The following is a 17,639-nucleotide window of genomic DNA, read 5'->3' as shown; positions in this document are numbered from 1 at the left end:
TTTATAGTAAACGGACAAAATGGACAATCTGTCTAAAGACACCGCTCTCATTTATAGATAGGATTTTTATATTACTAACATTCTAGGGATGATTCAGATGACCTCTTCTATAATTTCTAAAAAGATAATCGCGAACTCATTGAAATATTTAATGGAAACAGAGTCGTTTCATAAAATATCAGTGAGTGATATTATGTTACACTGTCAAATGCGTAGGCAAACTTTTTATTATCATTTTAAAGATAAATTTGAACTATTAAGCTGGATTTATAGAGAAGAAACGAAAGAAAATATTATAGACTTTCTCGATTATGAAAAATGGGAAAACATTTTTGATTTATTATTTGATTACTTTTATGAAAATCAAAAATTTTACCGAAATGCTTTTAAAGTTATTGAGCAAAACTCGTTTAATCACTATTTATTTGAGCATACGAAAAACTTATATATGAAGATTATTGATGAACTATCTGTAAGCTGTGGATTCAGCCTTTCTGATGAGACAAAAAATACGATTGCCTCCTTTTATAGTCATGGCTTCGTTGGAACGATAAAAGATTGGATTGAAAGCAAGTGCGAAGTAGATCCTTCCATTATGTCTTCTCTTATGAAAAATATGATAAACAATCAATTACTACTATTACTTGAGCAATCAGCAAAGTAATTAAAGGGTGGCAAAAGCAATGAAAAAGATTATGAATGATGTACAAAATATCGTTCAAGATATGCTGCATGGCTTTTATTTTGAACATAACGACAAAGTAAATTACGACGAAACAAATAACATCATTTATGTAAAGGATATCGAAAAACTAAAGCAAAACGTCGCGATTATAAGCGGCGGTGGTAGCGGACATGAACCCGCTGATATTGGCTATGTAGGAAAAGGTATGCTTACAGCGGCAGTAAACGGCAGCATTTTCACTCCGCCTACAGTGGAACAAATTGTAGCGGCTACTCGCCTCATGCCAAAAGATAAAAGTATTTTATTCATCATTAAAAACTTTAAAGATGACGTTGAGAACTTTCTAGCGGCTGAGCAGATCGCTAAAGAAGAAGGAAGAAAAATTGACCATATCATCGTAAATGACGACGTTTCAATTGAAGATGATGCTTCTTTTAATAAAAGAAGACGCGGCGTCGCTGGTACTGTTTTCGTTCAAAAAATACTTGGTGCGGCTGCTCTTGAAGGTCATTCTTTAGAAAAACTAACAACACTTGGCCGTTCTATCACTGAAAACTTACACACATTAGGAGTTGCCCTTTCCCCTGCCAACGATCCAGTAAAAGGAAAAGCTTCATTCACATTAAACGAAGATGAAGTCTTTTATGGCGTTGGTATCCACGGCGAAAAAGGTTACCGTAAAGAAGCACTATCCTCTTCTGAAATATTAGCGATCGAACTAATGAACAAACTTAAAAGCATTTATCGCTGGAGAAAAGGAGACAACTTTGCCATCCTTATTAACGGACTCGGTGCAACGCCATTAATGGAACAATACATTTTCGCAAATGATATTCGCCGTTTGTGTGAACTGGAAGGATTGCAAGTTACATTCGTAAAAGTTGGTACACTGTTAACTTCTTTAGATATGAAAGGTGTTTCGCTTAGTTTGCTTAAGGTAGAGGATTTGGATTGGGTGAAGTGGTTGAAGGTGGATGTTAGAGTGGGTAATTGGTAAGTAAAAATTATGATGATAAAAGCCTTTAACTATAACAAGTTAAAGGCTTTTTACAAATTGAAATATCGCACGAGCGTTCAAAAGAAATTCGTAATTACCTCACTGGATGATTACAGGTCTTCCAAATAAAGCTGGATGATAAATTAACATTGCACCTACAAATGAACACACTAAACAAAAAACAGCCTCGTATTTTATGACTAAAGGAGAGTTCGTATCAAACTCTTTTTCCTCTCTTTTCAATATCAATTTAAATAACGCTGTATATAATACTTTATATAATACATACCCAACTATCGCCCCAAGGGTATTCGTAAATAAATCATCAATATCTGTAATTCTATTATTTAGTAATTGATTTAACTCAATTGCCAATGAAAAAAGGAATCCCGCGCATACGGTGTTTTTCATTTTTCTAAACTGCGGCCAAATAGTCGGTAATAGAAAGCCGAACGGCATAAACAGTACAATATTTAAAAGATACGTCGTACTACCTGCCGTATCAAATAGAGTCAAGTTGATTTGACTTACACGAATCCACGTTTCATATCTACTTATATCCCATACAGTCGCGATTTGCGTCACCTTATACACTAGCGAAAGATAGAATAGAAAAACATATACCCATAGAAAATGCCGAATAGATATGTTTCTTTTCGCTTTAAAATAAAATCCAATTTGAAACAAAACACAAAAAATTATAGTGAAAAAATACGTATACAAATAACTAATCAAAACTCCTGTATGCATGTGGAATCCCCTAACTTTACATTTTCATCTATTATTTTAGAATATAGTTTAAGAACCAGTACTTTGTTCATATATTTAATCTTCTACTTTGTCTTCGAATATAGGGGATATACTAAAAATAAAAAATCCCCACTCCTTCATTTTCAGTCTCCTCCTTGATGTAACTTGTTTATAGGATAGGAAAAACTTTTAAAATAAAAAGTAGGGTAAATATAAAATTTTTCTTAAATTTTATGTTAGTTTTTATTATTACTCTTATTAGGAATCCGCTATTCGTTGTTAGGTAACGCCATGCTTACACCTATAAAAGTATTGAATTACTGAAGAATTCTGTCCTCAATATAACAGCAGATTCACATCAAAAATGTAAATCCTCATTTCCTTCGTATTTTCCTTTATTAAGTCTTTTTCTTATGAATAATTCTGCCAAAATTAAATTAGGTACCCATGCTAACCAAGCAATAATAGCGTAACTAAGTTCAAACCGCTCTATTCCAAATAGAACGATAAACAACGGTAGCCAAATTCTTAATGTAACTGCTCCAAAGGTTAAAGAATAATTTCTAATCATCCAGTTCCGATGCTCTTTAATTTTTTTATTCTTAACTCTATGTAACGCTTGATATGCTGATGTTAGCCAAAATACAGATAACAAACCAAAGCCTAACTTCGCTACCAATCCTCCCGTAGCATAAAAGGATAGGTATAGTCCAGAAACGCCTCCTAATAATATACCAACCATGTAGATTCTCCCAACTATTCGATGACGGTTGATATTCCTCTCTCTAAATTTAGTGGATAATGTGAAAGGACCAATTACTAATGCTACTATACTAGTTGTAATATGTATAAATAGCATCATATACCAGAACGCACTTAATTTAGATCCAAACATAAGCTTCGCTTTTACAAGCCCTGTTTGAAATCCATCCATAATAGAATATTGGACAACAATATAACCAGATACTAAAAGAGCAAAAAAAGTGAATACAAACCAAATTTTTCTGTTCAAATTTTACTGCCTCCCCATTACATTCACGAAAATTAGATTATATATTACTGTTCATTCTCGGGAAAAATAGAAAAGCCTTCTAGCGAAATGAAGTGACCTCCGAAAAAGGGACATTTAATAGATTAAGATTTCCAAAAATAATGAATATATATGTTATATTGTTAGACGTACTGAAAAAGCTAAACAGTACAGCAATGGGGATTTTTCTAATGGATATGTTACAACAAGTAATAGATAAATTTAAAATGAGTAAACTCTCAAGTATATCATTCTATACTTGAGAGTTTACTCATCTATCCCTTCTCATCCCTCATACTGTAATACCCCAAATTAATAATAATCAAGAAATACCCACCCATAATTCCAGCTGCAAATGTCCACATGAATTCATGATGTTCAATTTCATACATAATAATCGCGCCGAGTATTGCGGCTGCGAACCGATTTATCATTCCGAGCATCGGTGCTTTTTCTTTTTTTACAATGCTATCTCCGAACTTTTCAATACGCCTTCCTAAAATCCAGGCGCAGTACATACTCACCAAAAGGCCAATGCTTATCGCGGCAAACTGGGCTCGAAAAGGTGTCACGAGCCCTCCCAATGACATTACACCTAGCAAACAATACATTTGTATGTTGAATGATCTTAATGCCATACGAATCATGTTATTCTCCTTTATCTTTCTCATTGTAATTCCGTATTATCAATCCAATCTTTCAGAATCCAAGCTTTCAGCTATATCTTTTTTAAAATGAGGAAATTTGATTTTGCTCACCATTAAATACGCGAGTACGCTTGTACCAAATGCCACGGAAACTGGATTATTTAGGCGACATAAAATGAGGAGACACATCGCCGCGAATGGAATGGGCATTCCGATGAATGTTGGGAGTTTGCTTTGCTGTGTGTTAAATCTCGCAAGCCGAAGCATTCCGCAAATACTGTAAGCGAGCGCGCATATCATCCCGATAGACTGCAAATCTTTTAACGAAGCATTATATGCAAGAATAGATGGTGCCACACCAAAAGTAACTAAATCCGCAAATGAGTCCAGCTCTCCACCAATTTCTGAAACAGAATCAAGTTTCCGAGCGATCATGCCATCAAACAAATCAAGGACCATACCTGTAATAATGAACATAACTGCACCGTACATATCGTCAACGAAAACAGCATGAATAGCCAAAAGCCCACACACAAAATTTGCTATCGTAATCATATTTGGTATGTAACTCATCACATGCTTCTCCTCCTTTCTACTAATTGCTTCATCTAAGTTCTTACTCATTACAATCAAGATCCTTCTGCTTTTCTTCCAATATCACTTTATTTATTTTCGTTAACGTCTCTGTCATTTGCTGCAACGCTTCAATATCAATTTTCGAGAAATACTTCTCAATTAATACATCATCTAACTTCGACAATTGCTCCATATACTTACTACCGTTTGGACCAAGTGTAAGGAAATACTCCCTTTTATTATTCGGATTCACTTGTTTTGAAATCATCTGTTGCTTTTCCAATTTCGATAAAACTTGGCTCACCGCACTTTTCGTTATATTAAACGTATTCGCAATGTTATTTGCTGTCGTGTTTTCATTTAAATGAATATGAAATAGCATGCTCTCTTGCTGTCCAGTAAGACCAAACTCATCCTTTAAATCTTGAAATAGTAAAATGTAGAGTTCCGTGTAGGCTCGATTCATTTCATTAATTACTTCTTTATATGATCTCGTCATAGCGTTCTTCCTCCAGTCACGCTTTTATATAGTTTAGTTAACTTAACTAAACTATATTATACCTTTATGTTCGTGTAAAGGGAAATATAGCTCCGGACTTTATTCACAATGAAAAAAGAAGACATCCATTAAGATGTCTCCTTTTCATGTTGAAAAATACTAACCGTTAATCAGCTGTTGCTTGAATTTATCTAAAACTTTCTTTCTCTCTTCATAATCTTCCGCATCAGCTTCTTCCCAAAGCTCAAGGTCAGCCCCTCGCTCAATTAATGCAATCGCATTGTTGCGAACTTCTTCTTGAAGACAACCTTTCTCCAATTGTATTGCCGCAAGACCAATGTATACTAAAGACATTACTTCTAAATCTTCCTCTATATCAAACTCATCTACATACTCTTCTAAAATGAGCTTAATTGCTTCTTCTACATTATTACCTTCTTCTATATATTCAATAAACTGCTCTTTCACATCACAAGTCGTATCATCATCAAATAATCCAGTTCCCCAAGCGCCCATATGCTACAGCTCCTTCTTTGTGCTTTTTTCATTCCTATTTCAATCTTAAATATAGTAAAAGTTCATTACAAGACTAGTTATATACATCATTATATTTTACAATTACTGTAGGTAACTTACATATTTCACCACATGTATCACTCTGAATAATCAAACATAAATATTGATAAAATTCCATATAGACCCATTAATGGTTAAAATGTTATAATAGAACTACCCTACATAGTTACTCATATTCAACTTGAGGAACTAGCGTCTTATTAAGCAATGCGCATAAATTAGATAAAAAAGACACTTTTTACAGTGTCTTTTTTATTTATATTCTCATGGAAAATATCTCTTTTATACACAAAATCTATTAACTGAAGAAGGAGACTATCATATGGAGCATCCTCTAGTAAGAGAACTACGTAACATACGTATATGCCTTATTATCTTGATCATTGTCATTGCATTTTGGGATCGTGAAAGAGTGGTAGAAATCAATGATCATGGCAGCAGTTCTGCCCCAAATATTAGCAATATGACCCAAATCGGTGAAAATACATTTGCACATAAAGATGACTTTGGTCAAATTAAAATATTTAAGTTTAACCCTGATACAAACGATATTTCACTCATTAAAGAATTTAATGCTGATGAATATTAATGAAATACAAAAGGACCTGCTCACATTCATGCGTCAAACATAAAGTAAATGGAATCCGTTAAAAAACACGAGTGACCCCTTGTTTTCCCCTCTTATTAAAGGAGGAACTATTATGGGATTTGGTGGTAGTTGCGGCGGAGGCTGCGGTTTTGCTGGAGGATTTGCATTATTAGTTGTGTTATTCATTTTATTAATCATCGTTGGAGCTTCTTGCTTCTGCTAACAAACTATTGGAAAAGACACTCTTATATGGGTGTCTTTTCTTTGTAAACGAAAGAGTATGAGAAGTGGAGCCTTTAGCCATAATTATGACTAAAGGCTTTTTGTATACAACTTAAAAAGGAGCTGACTTTATGGAGCATAATAAAAACGGGATGCTTGCTTTAATCGTTTTATTTGTAGGACTAGCATTTTTTGTTATCGGTATGGTTTATCATTTATGGGGAACGGTTTAAAAATAAATAATAATTCATTTAAGAAAAAGTACTCGTACGAGTACTTTTTTAAATGTCATATAAAAACATTCTAAACTTACTTACATGCATACAATCATCAATTATAGTTATATAATTGGGAAGGTTGTAAATTATCAATCTATATCTATATTGATTAGGAAAGGAGCTAAAAATGTTAGAAATCATTTTTGTTGCTGTATTACTTTTATCTAGTATCATTCCCATCTTTATCAAAAGGGGTTTGACGAAAAAAATGGAGTCCTTTTACTAATAAATTATGCATTATTATTTGCCACCATCATTGTAATTGGTGCAAACTGGCGTATGATTCCCGCCTATTTCTTATTGTTCGTTTTAACATTACAAGTTTTTTTGAAACCAAAAACTACAGCCGTTTCTAAAAAGTTAGTGATGAAAGTTTTAAAAGGTTTAGGAATTATCGTAACTGCTATCGCAATGTTTACATTACCTTTACTTTTTCCGATCATAACACTCCCGGAGCCTACTGGAAAATATACAGTAGGAACGAAAGCTTTTCATTTAATTGATACAAATCGAAAAGAAACAACTGTACCAAATAGTCAGGGAAATCGTGAGTTAATGATACAAGTATACTATCCTGCCACAAAAGGATCAGGGAAGCCTTCTGCCTATTTTGAGAACATAAACGAGCTGGCTGAACAATTGGCAGTAACAAACGGTGCTCCATATATCGTAACGACACATTTAGGGCTGACAAAAACACATTCTTATCAGAATGCTAAGCCACTTCAAGATAAAGAAAAATTCCCCCTCCTTTTATTCGGCCATGGGATGGGATTATATGGTCAACAAAATACATTCCAGTTAGAGGAATTAGCTAGTCAAGGCTATGTAGTAATCGCTCTTAATTTCACAGGATATGCAGCAACAACGATTTTTCCTAATGGAAACCGTGTAGACTCTATACCAATTGAATATACACCTACCGCCTTAAATACCATAGTTCAAAAATGGGAACAGGATACTACTTTTGTTTTAAATGAAGTAATAGAAGGCAATTTCGATAAAAGTTTTAAAACTATTGCAGACTTAATTGACTATGACAAAATTGGAATGTTCGGTCACTCTTTTGGTGGAGCAACTGCCGCACAAATGTTAGTGAAGGATACGCGTATTAAAGCTGCAATTGATATGGATGGCGGATTATATGGCGATCCACTACCTAAAGACGGTCCTCAAAAACCATTCATGTTGATGAATGCTGAAGCTACGATTCATTTTATGAAAGAGGCTGAGAATCCAAAGACAACCGGAATCCAAAATGAATTATTGGAAATAGTCTATTCAAGAAATAAAACTATTGAAAAACCGGGCGTGTACACAGTGGTAATTCCAAAAACAAACCATACTAGTTTTACAGATTTAGCAGCATTTTCACCTATTATTAATGAACCTGGCGAAGATGTAGCCACAAACTATAAACTGATTAATAAACTAGTAACTAACTTTTTCGATCAAACTTTAAAAGGCAAAAGCGAAAATCATTTAGAAGAAATTCAGAAACAATACCCTGAACTTCCTCTCATTAAACACAAATAACTATTTTCCTAGTTATGTAACCCCTCCTTATGCTTGAGGGGTTTCTACTTTAACACAATTATAAAAAGGCCCCATTATTGGGGCTCTTAAAAAATAATAAGAATAAATGAATTAAAACAAATAACAGACAACTAAAATATATATGCTTAACATTATATAATCTATATATTTATGTAAAATTATATAAATATATAGATTATTATACGCTATACTAAAATAGGAGTCGACAATCGTTATTTTCTTCTTATTTTTAAAGCAATATGGATATACCTTCTTAACTCATTTGGATTGGATAAGAAAAGAAGACAGCTTAATTGATGTCTTCTTTTTTTATAGTTTTATGAATTTTTTTGAGCAGATGCTCTCCAATCACGAAAAGATGTTGGGCGTCCAGAAAAAGCTCTTTGCTTTGTAACAGATGGTTTTTCTTCAGGAGTCATTGTTTTTTCTTTAAGCGTCGCTGGTTTTTCTTTAAGCGTCACTGATTTTTCTTCAAGAATGGTCACAGCTGTTTGCATTTTCTCTAACTGTTCTTTCAACAATTGTTGTTCAATCTTTAAATCCGTAAGTAAACGTAAAATCATCTCAGAATTAGCCATAAGATCCTCCTTCCCCCAATACACAGAATAAAATACAATATGTAGAAGACGAAATGCCGGTGACAAAAATAAGGTCGTCAACTCTTTTTAACTTCTAAAATCCTTTTATTTTTTTAAGGACCTGCTCCATTCATCCTTAAAAACATAAAGTAAATTAAATCCATTAATAAATGGTCTTTATGGAAGGAGGAGTTAATATGGGCTATGGCGGTAGTTGTGGTGGAGGCTGTGGTTTCGGCGGCGGATTTGCCTTACTTGTTGTGCTCTTCATCTTATTAATCATCGTTGGCGCTAGCTGTTGGGGCGGCGGATTCGGCTGCTAAGGAGAGGCACTCTTGAGAGTGTCTTTTTTTTAATATGTGACTCGTATACATATTAAAAAAAATTTCCGTTCTAGAAGTACTATAATATTAGCTTAACATGTCAGTTCCCCCTAATTAATAGGTGGTTCTAGCCTATAGAATTCTTTTAAATATAAAATGAAACTATATTTCTCAATGAATAAAACAATTTAACATGGTAAAATAATATTTGGATGGGAGTCCAATATATTATTAAAATTAAGATGGTTCAAGTCGAAGGAAGGCACCTTAGGGTGTCTTTTCTTTTTTATAAATAATTATAAATTAAAATTGCAAAGGATGCTTACTACTTACAAGGAACATTTTCTTCCGTACAACTATTTATTTATTTGAAACTAATTACTATTATAAATATAAAGAAGTTATGGATAAAGTAGTAAGGTAAATAAAACAAAATATAGATTTAATTCCTGTTTCTCAACGAGGTACCACCAGCATTTTCAAAAAAATACGCTAAGCAAAAAAAATAATCAGCTGTCCATATGGACAGCTGATTTACATCATTACATTTCTATTATTTATCTTACCACTTGTACAGATACTGGTTTCCACCCCTGATTTTCTACCCAATCAATATTAACCTTATATTTTTTATTATTTTGCTTATCTCGTACATTACCGTAGGCTTTATTATTACCATTATTCCCAATAAAATCGAAAATCAATTGGCTCTCTGGAACATCAACAGCATAAGAAATTGCTTTTTTCATCTCACTCCAATCTACTGTTCCTTCTTTAAATTTCATTTCAGGTTTTGCTCCTTGCTCGGTACCAATTGGCTTCCAAGAAGGATTAGTTTGAGAACCCTTTTCTTGAGATGCCGTTTTTTCTTCCTCATTATTTTCAGTTCCGTTCGTTTTTACCGATTTTTCTGTTTTTGATTTCTCTTCTAGCTGTGCTGCCTCTTTATCTTCATTTTTCTTTTCTTCTATCTTTGCTGCCTCTTTATCTTCATTTTTCTTCTCTTCTATCTTTGCTGTTTCTTTATCTTCAGTTTTCTTCTCTTCTATCTTTGCTGTTTCTTTATCTTCGGTTTTCTTTTCTTCTATCTTTGCTGTTTCTTTATCTTCAGTTTTCTTCTCTTCTATCTTTGTTACTTTCTTTTCTTGAGCAATTGCTTTCGTTGATGTATTAGAAGGGGTAAACAATTGGTATGTCACTATACCAACTGTCACTAATACCAAAGTAAATGCAATATTAAAAATTGCCTTTTGACGACGATTCTGTTGTTTTTCTTGAAATCTGCTTACTTGTCCCATTCTTCAAACCTCCGTGTTTACTTTCTCCTCTACTCTTTATGTATTATCCCTAAAATTCTTAATATTTTTATTAAACAATAGAAATAAACTACACTTTCCATACAGGATTTCATATCATAATAAAATTTGTGTTTTTTCAAGTATCTGACATATGTTATTCAAAATAGTTTAATACATTAAAAATTGATAAGCTTCTGCACTTAAGAAACCTTCAATTTTATTCAAAGGTGATTCCAATTATGTCCATATTAGATCTCCTGTAGAAAGCTTTTTAACAATTAAACCTCTTCTTCCCTTATTTATAATTTTTAAATTAAATTTCCCTCTATAGTATAATAAAGATGTTTCGTTTTCTAATGGGGTATGTCGTAAAATCAAAAGGGATTTTATCTCTTTTACCTTCTTTTCAGAGTAAATTTCACCACTAGGAAATTCTATTATTCCTAATGTAATCTTTAATTCGCTCTCATCGAAAGGCCACTCCTTATTAAGTTCCCTTATCTTTTGTATAAAGCTTCTTTTGGTTTGTCCTATATATAGCAATGTTACACTCTTAGCACATACTCTAGAGATTGCAAATATCCCCTTCTTAGAAGCTTCTTCCCTATTATAAAAATCATTTATACTATACATTCCATACCATTTAATATGTACTGTTTCTATGAATCTCACCTCATTTTTAGACAATATTATAATTTCTGAATGTTCAAATTATAGTGGGCGCATAGTCCTGATTACTTGAATTATAAATTGTGCTTTTCAATAATACATTTTATTATTACTAATTTCAATAATACAAAAAAAATACAATATTATAGTTTAATTACAAAACTTTATAAAAAAACAAAGTGATGTCGTACCAAATATTATATTTTTTCAATATCAGACTACCATGAACAAAAGTTAGAGAGTTATGGAATAAAATATAATTTGTATGTACATTTCTTTCAAAAGAAGTTTTGTAGTTTGCAACTGAATTAAAAAAACATAGATTTTTATGACTCTTTCGGAGATATACCAAAGTGAGATCTTTTATATGCACGTTACTATTACCGAACTAAATTTCGGTATAGTATTTTTTTGCAGCTCCTTGATTTTTCAACAAATACGTATAAAAAATCAATAGTAGGAAAATAAACTGCTGGCTAAAAGTTTACTTTCGATAAAATAAAAAAGGACCTACTCCATTCATTCTTAAAAACATAAAGTAAAGTGAACCCGTTAAAATACATGAATGGCCCTTAGTTTTAATCCTCTTACCTAAAGGAGGAACTATTATGGGCTATGGTGGTAGTTGCGGAGAAGGCTGTGGTTTTGCTGGAGGATTTGCTTTGCTTGTTGTACTCTTTATACTATTAATCATTATCGGATGCAGTTGCTTCTGCTAAAAAACTATTAGAAAGGACACTCTTATATGGGTGTCTTTTCTTTATGAAAAATATCTAACTATCAACCTTTTCCTTATGACTTCTAACATCAACAAAGGGTGATACAAACTATTACATATGTTTGTACCACCCTTTATTGATGCGGTTAAACTTCACAAGTGTTGAAGTTTTAGACTTCTCCCTTAGTGTACCCATATTATTAGAACATCCTGTAATCTGTAGACAAAATGTAGCTAATAAAAACAATATTAATAATTTCTTCAATAAATCCTCCTACATGCATAAAACACCATATGTTACAAAACAAACATAGCATTAACTCTTTATAAAAACAATATAATCCTCGTTCCTTAAGCTATCTCTTAACATAAGAGTACCGCTACATATTCATCAAGCTAAGATTTTAAAATATCCTCTACTTAAGGAATTTGTAAGTATCAAGTAAGAAAAACGAGAGCTTTGCTTCGTATAATCAAAATATAAAGTGAAGGAAAAAAGATTATTTTTGGGATTAATATGCATGTAACAAGAGAAGAAATCTACATTTTTTTAGAATAATAATATTAGTATGTCCAAGTTTTGGAGATTGCTTGCAAATATTTTGAAGTTTTCGCACCAGAATTCTAATTACCATACCTGTTTTGTACCAGCACATATTGGAGGTTGAAACATGAATAAAAAAAAGAAAATACAAAAATCAGTCCTTACCTTTACCCTACTCTTTTCTTTAGGCGTTTCATCTTTCCCGCTTACAACAACTATTCACGCAGATACACATGAGGAACAATCTGCTGAAAAGAAACTAGTCTCTTTAACGGAGCGTACATCATTATTTTTTGAATATCTCCAGCAAGGTAAGTATGCAGAGGCAATACAGTTGACGTCTGCTGCTTTTCAATCCAAGTTTACAGCAACCACATTACAAAACTGGTGGACACAAAGTGGTTGGAGCGGGATAAAAAGCATGGGAATCCCCGTGATAAAAGAACGAAACTTGGTCCATCAGACGGTGGAAATTCCAGCAGATACCGAAGGAACTACCATACCGCTACTCCTTAAATTCACACCTGGCGGGAAAGTAGATGAAATTGGAGAAAGGCCACCCGAGGAATCTTATACTATCCCGCATCCTAGCTATGATCAACCTGACTCCTATCAAGAACGTGAAATCGTCATTGGAAATTCTACCTATCCGTTACCAGCGACATTAACAGTTCCGAAACATAAGCGTGGTGAAAAACTGCCCGTAGTTGTTCTTGTTCATGGTGCTGGCATCCATGATCGCGATAGCACATATATGGGAACAAAAATCTTACGAGACATTGCGGTGGGCCTTTCATCCAACGGAATTGCAGTGTTGCGCTATGAAAAACGCACCTTAGAACATGCATTAAAGATGAGTACAGAACCTGTTACGTTAGACCGTGACACTACAGATGATGCTATATTTGCAGCAAAATCAGCAGCGCAGCAGGAAGGCATTGATCCAAATAATATTTTCATTCTTGGACATAGCCTAGGAGCTGGCACAATGCCACGTATACTAAGCAAAGCACCTTCCACACTTGTCCGAGGAAGCATCTTACTCGCACCACCTGCACGCCCTTTGACTGACATTGCTATTGATCATTCTCAATACCTTGGGGCGTCAAAGGAAGAAATCGATGAACTAAAAAGACAGGTCGCTTTTATTCAGGATCCTACTTTCAATCCTAATCATCCTCCAGCTGGCTACAATTTTGGGTCACCTCATTTTATGTATGATGTTTCTAGGTGGCGTCCAGTTGAAGAGGCAAAATCACGAAAAGAGCCTTTACTCATTCTGCAAGGAGCACGTGATTATCAAGTAACAGTAAAAGATGAATATACAAAATGGCAGAAAGGACTTTCAAACCGCGGGAATGTTCAGTTCAAAAAATATCCGAAATTGAATCATTTCTTCACGGAGGGTGACGGGGAATTAAGCCTCCCTAGTGAATATGAAATCCCTGCTAACGTTCCCGAATACGTCATCCAGGACATTATTACATGGGTTAACGAGACAAAAAAATAAGCAAACATCAAAAGCCTTCATGCAATCATTATTGCGTGAAGGCTTTTTGAAACTAGTGATTCAGAGATAGCTATTATTTTATATAATATTTGCCCCAAAACGAAAAATTAGAGTCTTTTATAGCAATGAAGTTCATTTTAAGAGCAACCTGTTCTGTGAGCTTAACGGTGATGGGCGGTACCCCTAGAATAAAGAAACAAGAGTAGTTAAAGAGACTACTCTTGTTTCTTTTCCTTCTCTTCTTTTTCAATTTCAGATACAGATTTTGCTGGTTTTTTAATCATTTTATCTAATTCCCCAGAACAACCAAACTTATCCTCAAATTTATCTGTAGTACTTATACTTGCATCAAACCATAATTCCTTATCATTATTTATATATCCTTCTACAGAAGGAACTCCCATTGGACTTACATCATTTTTTGTAAATGTAATCGATTTTACATCTTTAATATTATAGTGAATATATTTTTCTACTCGTTCTTTTTGCTCGTTCCAAAACTTTTCTTCAATTTCTTTTTGTTTTAAATATTCCATAGTAAAATATCCTCCTGCTATGATCACCACAGCAGATACAATCAAAATCATTACTTTCTTCATTGGAAATCTCCTTATAAAAAGCCTACCAATGTATTCTTCTTAAAATGGGATACAGAAAATAAGAGTAGTACAAAGACTACTCTTGTTTTTTTTCTTTCTCTTCTTTTTCGATTTCAGATACAGATTTTGCAGGTTTTTTTATCATTTCATCTAATTCTCCAGAACGCGTAAATTTATTTTCAAAGTTTTTAGTTGTACTTATACTAGCTATAAAATCTAATTCTTTATTATTGTTTATATAACCTTTTAATTTAGGGACTCCCGTAGGACTTACACCCTTTTCTATAAACGTAATAGATTTTACATCTTCAATATTATAATAAATATACTTTTCTACTCGTGCCTCTTGTACTTTCCAAAATTGTTCTTCTTTTTCTTTTTGTTTTAAGTATTCCATAGTAAAATATCCTCCTGCTATGAGTATCACAGCAGATATAACCAAAATCATTGCTTTCTTCATTGGAAATCTCCTTATAAAAAGCCTACCAATGTATTCTTCTTAAAATGGGATAGAGAAGACAAGAATAGTACAAAGACTACTCTTGTTTCTTTTCCTTCTCTTCTTTTTCAATTTCAGATACCGACTTATCAGGTTTTTTTATAAGTTTATCTAATTCCCCAGAACATCCAAAATCATCTTCAAAATTTTCCGTAGTACCTATACCAGTATCAAACCATAATGCCTTATCACCATTTATATAACCTCTTATATGAGGAACGCCCATTGGACTTACCTTATGTTCTCTAAATGTAATCGATTTTACATCTTTAATATTATAGTGAATATACTTTTCTACTCGTTCTTTTTGCTCGTTCCAAAACTTTTCTTCAATTTCTTTTTGTTTTAAATATTCCATAGTAAAATATCCTCCTGCTATGAGCACCACAGCAGATACAACCAAAATCATTACTTTCTTCATTGAACATCTCCTTATAAAAAACTTACCAATGCATTCTTCTTAAAAATGGGATACAGAAAATAAGAGTAGTGCAAAGACTACTCTTGTTTCTTTTCCTTCTCTTCTTTTTCAATTTCAGATACTGATTTTTCTAGGTTTTTTTACAAGTTCCCCTAATTTTCCAGAACGTGAAAGTTTATCTTCAAAATTCTTCGTAGTACTAATACTAGCTGAGAAATTCAATTCTTTATCATTATTTATATATCCATCCACAGAAGGAACTCCCATCGGATTTACTTCATGTTTTGTGAAGGTAATCGATTGCACATCTTTAATATTATAACGAATGTATTTCTCAATTCTTGTCTCTTGTTGTTTCCAAAACAGTCCCTCTTGTTCTTTTTTTGTAAGTATTCCATTCCTAAATAACCTCCTGTTATAATGAAAATTATGGATATTATAATAATTATTGCTTTTTTCATTCCTATTCCCCTTATCATTAAATATATTTAAAATATACCACGAAGTGAGTTGAGGCAGATGAATGAATTGAAAAAGAATACCATTGCGACAGATGAAGATTATTTTGAGCTTTCAAGTATGGTTTATAAAAAAGATTATTTGGAAGAAGGGAAAGAGATAAAAGGAATTGACGGTAAATTATGGAAGGTAATAGACACCTTCGATGCAGATCACACAAAGGTGAAAAATGGATTACAAGCAATCGCTGTAGTACCCGCAGATAAGTATAAATCTGGTAAAAAACAGTATGACGATGTAATCATTGCATACCGCGGTACTGAATTTGGTAGATTCGATGGAGATAAAACCACAGATATAGTTCAAATTACACTTGGACAGAAAAAGAACCTTGGTGTAGCAGGTGAAAAGGTACCGACATCATTTGATAGTGCAGTAGAATTTGCAGAAAAAATTAAGAAAAAATATAACCCTACATCTATTCACACTACCGGACATAGTAAAGGTGCTGCAGAAGCCCAATATGTAGCAGCAGAAATGAATTGTTATGCAACAACATATGCTGCACCAAATATTTATAGATTACTAAGTGATAAAGCAAAAAAACGAGTAGATGAAGGCGTAATGGAAAATAAAGTAGTAGATTATACTCATAAAGAAGATGCTGTAGGAAATTTCAATCAATTTGGAGCACCTATGATTGGTAAACAATTTACAACAAAAAGTAATGGAACAGATAGTATTCTCGCGGCTGTATTTATGGGACAACATCCAATGTCAACATTTCTAGAAATGTTCCACAATAATGGTAGTGTTCGACTAGAATTAGAACCAGATGATATCATTCGTCATGCAAAAGAGATACAAAAAATAAGCGATATATTACCTGATATTATTAGAAATATAGAAAGATTTCAACAACAAGAAGAAGAGGAAGTTGCGAAATTAAAGAGTCAATTGAAGCATGAGACAGGACCTGGAGGAAAATATCATCTGTTAGAAGAACATGAAGTAGATGAAGCAATTAGAGAGGTTGCAAAAATATCCCAAAACGGAAAAGACTATTTTCATGATATACAACTAGCAGAAGAACTAATTCATCTTTTACGGAAAAAACAAAAAGAATTGATTCATTTTGGAGATGATATTGCTTATGCAGCTAATTCATTACGAGATAAAGATAATCAATTAGGAACAAATTTTGAAGGACTGGCGGCGAGATAATATGATGGATTTTATAGGGGAAATTCAAAAAATAGAGAAAGAAATAGAAAAAGCTACAGTTGGTGCAGTTGGAACTATTATAGATGAGTTGCAAGCTGTTAAAAAGCAATTAGAAAAAGAAATGCAACAATCACTTTTAAAAACTGATGTAGCATTCAAAACAAATAGCATAGTAGCAAGCCAAAAACATGCCATTCAAAAAAACAAAGAAGCATTTCATGATGTATGCAAAAGTTTATCTGAACAAGGAATTGAATTAAACAAAAGTTTTGAAAGCAAAACAGGTAGTGCAATAAAAGAAACATTAAATAAACATCTCAATCAAATTCGAAATGAAATGATTTCTAAACAATATGATTTAATTAATAGTTGTGGAAAAAAATAAAAAATT

The 17,639-nt window shown here is 33.0% G+C and carries 22 protein-coding genes and 2 pseudogenes; 10 read left to right on the top strand and 14 right to left on the bottom strand.

Annotated elements, in window-relative coordinates:
* The first annotated feature begins 97 nt into the window (after positions 1-97).
* Together dhaS and dhaQ are read left to right on the top strand one after the other, a co-directional pair.
* The gene (gene dhaS / locus HMPREF1014_RS16960; RefSeq protein WP_000204212.1) at positions 98-664 is read left to right on the top strand and encodes a dihydroxyacetone kinase transcriptional activator DhaS; all 567 of its coding nucleotides are present in this window, start codon (positions 98-100) and stop codon (positions 662-664) included.
* Positions 665-683: 19 nt separating this feature from the next.
* Positions 684-1,682, top strand: coding sequence for a DhaKLM operon coactivator DhaQ (dhaQ, locus tag HMPREF1014_RS16955; RefSeq protein WP_000723357.1), 999 nt, complete (start codon positions 684-686; stop codon positions 1,680-1,682).
* A 99-nt stretch (positions 1,683-1,781) separates the two neighbouring features.
* Here the strand turns inward: dhaQ and HMPREF1014_RS16950 are convergent, their stop codons facing one another.
* From HMPREF1014_RS16950 to HMPREF1014_RS16925, 6 genes are all read right to left on the bottom strand, one after another.
* The gene (locus tag HMPREF1014_RS16950; protein ID WP_000556854.1) at positions 1,782-2,432 is read right to left on the bottom strand and encodes a VanZ family protein; all 651 of its coding nucleotides are present in this window, start codon (positions 2,430-2,432) and stop codon (positions 1,782-1,784) included.
* Between the two features lie 358 nt (positions 2,433-2,790).
* Positions 2,791-3,444 carry a DUF2306 domain-containing protein gene (locus HMPREF1014_RS16945; RefSeq protein WP_001080294.1) on the bottom strand — a complete coding sequence of 218 codons (654 nt, stop codon included), beginning with the start codon at positions 3,442-3,444 and terminating at the stop codon, positions 2,791-2,793.
* A 293-nt stretch (positions 3,445-3,737) separates the two neighbouring features.
* Positions 3,738-4,109, bottom strand: a complete 372-nt coding sequence (locus HMPREF1014_RS16940; protein ID WP_000620619.1) for an ATP synthase subunit I — start codon at positions 4,107-4,109, stop codon at positions 3,738-3,740.
* Positions 4,110-4,148: 39 nt separating this feature from the next.
* Positions 4,149-4,733, bottom strand: a complete 585-nt coding sequence (gene pssA / locus HMPREF1014_RS16935; protein ID WP_000042020.1) for a CDP-diacylglycerol--serine O-phosphatidyltransferase — start codon at positions 4,731-4,733, stop codon at positions 4,149-4,151.
* Positions 4,726-5,184 (bottom strand): MarR family winged helix-turn-helix transcriptional regulator, encoded by a 459-nt coding sequence (locus tag HMPREF1014_RS16930; protein ID WP_000198626.1) that lies wholly within the window; start codon positions 5,182-5,184, stop codon positions 4,726-4,728. The genes pssA and HMPREF1014_RS16930 overlap by 8 nt, the downstream gene beginning before the upstream one ends.
* 159 nt (positions 5,185-5,343) lie before the next feature.
* The gene (locus tag HMPREF1014_RS16925; protein ID WP_000501493.1) at positions 5,344-5,700 is read right to left on the bottom strand and encodes a DUF4259 domain-containing protein; all 357 of its coding nucleotides are present in this window, start codon (positions 5,698-5,700) and stop codon (positions 5,344-5,346) included.
* Between the two features lie 382 nt (positions 5,701-6,082).
* Here HMPREF1014_RS16925 and HMPREF1014_RS16920 point away from each other — a divergent pair, with 382 nt between their 5' ends.
* The 3 genes and pseudogenes from HMPREF1014_RS16920 to HMPREF1014_RS16910 all read left to right on the top strand — a co-directional run bounded on the left by HMPREF1014_RS16920 (position 6,083) and on the right by HMPREF1014_RS16910 (position 8,385).
* Positions 6,083-6,349 carry a YmzC family protein gene (locus tag HMPREF1014_RS16920; protein WP_000400953.1) on the top strand — a complete coding sequence of 89 codons (267 nt, stop codon included), beginning with the start codon at positions 6,083-6,085 and terminating at the stop codon, positions 6,347-6,349.
* 112 nt (positions 6,350-6,461) lie between these two features.
* Entirely contained in the window at positions 6,462-6,572 is a 111-nt protein-coding gene (locus HMPREF1014_RS30330; RefSeq protein WP_000505681.1) for a YjcZ family sporulation protein, read from the top strand.
* Between the two features lie 404 nt (positions 6,573-6,976).
* Positions 6,977-8,385: pseudogene (locus HMPREF1014_RS16910) on the top strand (alpha/beta hydrolase family protein).
* A 338-nt stretch (positions 8,386-8,723) separates the two neighbouring features.
* Here HMPREF1014_RS16910 and HMPREF1014_RS16905 read toward each other — a convergent pair.
* A complete protein-coding gene (locus tag HMPREF1014_RS16905) occupies positions 8,724-8,984 on the bottom strand; it encodes a hypothetical protein (protein ID WP_000013693.1) in 261 nt (86 codons plus the stop codon).
* Between the two features lie 197 nt (positions 8,985-9,181).
* Here HMPREF1014_RS16905 and HMPREF1014_RS16900 point away from each other — a divergent pair, with 197 nt between their 5' ends.
* Positions 9,182-9,307 (top strand): YjcZ family sporulation protein, encoded by a 126-nt coding sequence (locus HMPREF1014_RS16900; RefSeq protein ID WP_000540377.1) that lies wholly within the window; start codon positions 9,182-9,184, stop codon positions 9,305-9,307.
* A 557-nt stretch (positions 9,308-9,864) separates the two neighbouring features.
* Here HMPREF1014_RS16900 and HMPREF1014_RS16895 read toward each other — a convergent pair.
* Positions 9,865-10,605 (bottom strand): YrrS family protein, encoded by a 741-nt coding sequence (locus HMPREF1014_RS16895; protein ID WP_000532034.1) that lies wholly within the window; start codon positions 10,603-10,605, stop codon positions 9,865-9,867.
* Between the two features lie 237 nt (positions 10,606-10,842).
* Positions 10,843-11,277: a hypothetical protein gene (locus HMPREF1014_RS16890; RefSeq protein ID WP_002100802.1), complete on the bottom strand. Its 435-nt coding sequence runs from the start codon at positions 11,275-11,277 to the stop codon at positions 10,843-10,845.
* Positions 11,278-11,882: 605 nt separating this feature from the next.
* On the opposite strand from HMPREF1014_RS16890, the gene HMPREF1014_RS30325 reads away from it, so the two are divergent.
* A complete protein-coding gene (locus HMPREF1014_RS30325; protein WP_000540371.1) occupies positions 11,883-11,993 on the top strand; it encodes a YjcZ family sporulation protein in 111 nt (36 codons plus the stop codon).
* Between the two features lie 111 nt (positions 11,994-12,104).
* Here the strand turns inward: HMPREF1014_RS30325 and HMPREF1014_RS31650 are convergent, their stop codons facing one another.
* The gene (locus HMPREF1014_RS31650; protein WP_000734751.1) at positions 12,105-12,257 is read right to left on the bottom strand and encodes a hypothetical protein; all 153 of its coding nucleotides are present in this window, start codon (positions 12,255-12,257) and stop codon (positions 12,105-12,107) included.
* A 406-nt stretch (positions 12,258-12,663) separates the two neighbouring features.
* Between HMPREF1014_RS31650 and HMPREF1014_RS16885 the strand changes: the two genes are divergently transcribed.
* Complete coding sequence (locus HMPREF1014_RS16885) at positions 12,664-14,046, top strand: alpha/beta hydrolase (protein ID WP_001035260.1); 1,383 nt, start codon at positions 12,664-12,666, stop codon at positions 14,044-14,046.
* Between the two features lie 215 nt (positions 14,047-14,261).
* Here HMPREF1014_RS16885 and HMPREF1014_RS16880 read toward each other — a convergent pair whose 3' ends face one another.
* The 4 genes and pseudogenes from HMPREF1014_RS16880 to HMPREF1014_RS16865 all read right to left on the bottom strand — a co-directional run bounded on the left by HMPREF1014_RS16880 (position 14,262) and on the right by HMPREF1014_RS16865 (position 16,026).
* Positions 14,262-14,645: a DUF1433 domain-containing protein gene (locus HMPREF1014_RS16880; RefSeq protein ID WP_000757415.1), complete on the bottom strand. Its 384-nt coding sequence runs from the start codon at positions 14,643-14,645 to the stop codon at positions 14,262-14,264.
* Between the two features lie 76 nt (positions 14,646-14,721).
* A complete protein-coding gene (locus HMPREF1014_RS16875; RefSeq protein WP_000710034.1) occupies positions 14,722-15,105 on the bottom strand; it encodes a DUF1433 domain-containing protein in 384 nt (127 codons plus the stop codon).
* 76 nt (positions 15,106-15,181) lie between these two features.
* The gene (locus HMPREF1014_RS16870) at positions 15,182-15,565 is read right to left on the bottom strand and encodes a DUF1433 domain-containing protein (RefSeq protein WP_000757432.1); all 384 of its coding nucleotides are present in this window, start codon (positions 15,563-15,565) and stop codon (positions 15,182-15,184) included.
* A 77-nt stretch (positions 15,566-15,642) separates the two neighbouring features.
* Positions 15,643-16,026 (bottom strand): annotated as a pseudogene (locus HMPREF1014_RS16865) (DUF1433 domain-containing protein).
* 58 nt (positions 16,027-16,084) lie between these two features.
* On the opposite strand from HMPREF1014_RS16865, the gene HMPREF1014_RS16860 reads away from it, so the two are divergent.
* Together HMPREF1014_RS16860 and HMPREF1014_RS16855 are read left to right on the top strand one after the other, a co-directional pair.
* Entirely contained in the window at positions 16,085-17,248 is a 1,164-nt protein-coding gene (locus HMPREF1014_RS16860) for an alpha/beta hydrolase family protein (RefSeq protein ID WP_001004183.1), read from the top strand.
* Position 17,249: 1 nt separating this feature from the next.
* The gene (locus HMPREF1014_RS16855) at positions 17,250-17,633 is read left to right on the top strand and encodes a hypothetical protein (protein ID WP_000968629.1); all 384 of its coding nucleotides are present in this window, start codon (positions 17,250-17,252) and stop codon (positions 17,631-17,633) included.
* Positions 17,634-17,639: the final 6 nt, after the last annotated feature.

The organism is Bacillus sp. 7_6_55CFAA_CT2 (genome assembly GCF_000238655.1).
Taxonomy (GTDB): domain Bacteria; phylum Bacillota; class Bacilli; order Bacillales; family Bacillaceae_G; genus Bacillus_A; species Bacillus_A cereus.
This window is presented reverse-complemented; position numbering and strand designations above follow the sequence as displayed.

What these genes read in the sequence shown, in the direction of transcription:
- dhaS (WP_000204212.1), top strand. Translation starts at nt 98, where the DNA reads ATGACCTCTTCTATAATTTCTAAAAAGATAATCGCGAACTCATTGAAA.
- dhaQ (WP_000723357.1), top strand. Translation starts at nt 684, where the DNA reads ATGAAAAAGATTATGAATGATGTACAAAATATCGTTCAAGATATGCTG.
- HMPREF1014_RS16950 (WP_000556854.1), bottom strand. Translation starts at nt 2,432, where the DNA reads ATGCATACAGGAGTTTTGATTAGTTATTTGTATACGTATTTTTTCACT.
- HMPREF1014_RS16940 (WP_000620619.1), bottom strand. Translation starts at nt 4,109, where the DNA reads ATGATTCGTATGGCATTAAGATCATTCAACATACAAATGTATTGTTTG.
- pssA (WP_000042020.1), bottom strand. Translation starts at nt 4,733, where the DNA reads ATGAGTAAGAACTTAGATGAAGCAATTAGTAGAAAGGAGGAGAAGCAT.
- HMPREF1014_RS16930 (WP_000198626.1), bottom strand. Translation starts at nt 5,184, where the DNA reads ATGACGAGATCATATAAAGAAGTAATTAATGAAATGAATCGAGCCTAC.
- HMPREF1014_RS16925 (WP_000501493.1), bottom strand. Translation starts at nt 5,700, where the DNA reads ATGGGCGCTTGGGGAACTGGATTATTTGATGATGATACGACTTGTGAT.
- HMPREF1014_RS16920 (WP_000400953.1), top strand. Translation starts at nt 6,083, where the DNA reads ATGGAGCATCCTCTAGTAAGAGAACTACGTAACATACGTATATGCCTT.
- HMPREF1014_RS30330 (WP_000505681.1), top strand. Translation starts at nt 6,462, where the DNA reads ATGGGATTTGGTGGTAGTTGCGGCGGAGGCTGCGGTTTTGCTGGAGGA.
- HMPREF1014_RS16905 (WP_000013693.1), bottom strand. Translation starts at nt 8,984, where the DNA reads ATGGCTAATTCTGAGATGATTTTACGTTTACTTACGGATTTAAAGATT.
- HMPREF1014_RS16900 (WP_000540377.1), top strand. Translation starts at nt 9,182, where the DNA reads ATGGGCTATGGCGGTAGTTGTGGTGGAGGCTGTGGTTTCGGCGGCGGA.
- HMPREF1014_RS16895 (WP_000532034.1), bottom strand. Translation starts at nt 10,605, where the DNA reads ATGGGACAAGTAAGCAGATTTCAAGAAAAACAACAGAATCGTCGTCAA.
- HMPREF1014_RS30325 (WP_000540371.1), top strand. Translation starts at nt 11,883, where the DNA reads ATGGGCTATGGTGGTAGTTGCGGAGAAGGCTGTGGTTTTGCTGGAGGA.
- HMPREF1014_RS16885 (WP_001035260.1), top strand. Translation starts at nt 12,664, where the DNA reads ATGAATAAAAAAAAGAAAATACAAAAATCAGTCCTTACCTTTACCCTA.
- HMPREF1014_RS16880 (WP_000757415.1), bottom strand. Translation starts at nt 14,645, where the DNA reads ATGAAGAAAGTAATGATTTTGATTGTATCTGCTGTGGTGATCATAGCA.
- HMPREF1014_RS16875 (WP_000710034.1), bottom strand. Translation starts at nt 15,105, where the DNA reads ATGAAGAAAGCAATGATTTTGGTTATATCTGCTGTGATACTCATAGCA.
- HMPREF1014_RS16870 (WP_000757432.1), bottom strand. Translation starts at nt 15,565, where the DNA reads ATGAAGAAAGTAATGATTTTGGTTGTATCTGCTGTGGTGCTCATAGCA.
- HMPREF1014_RS16860 (WP_001004183.1), top strand. Translation starts at nt 16,085, where the DNA reads ATGAATGAATTGAAAAAGAATACCATTGCGACAGATGAAGATTATTTT.
- HMPREF1014_RS16855 (WP_000968629.1), top strand. Translation starts at nt 17,250, where the DNA reads ATGATGGATTTTATAGGGGAAATTCAAAAAATAGAGAAAGAAATAGAA.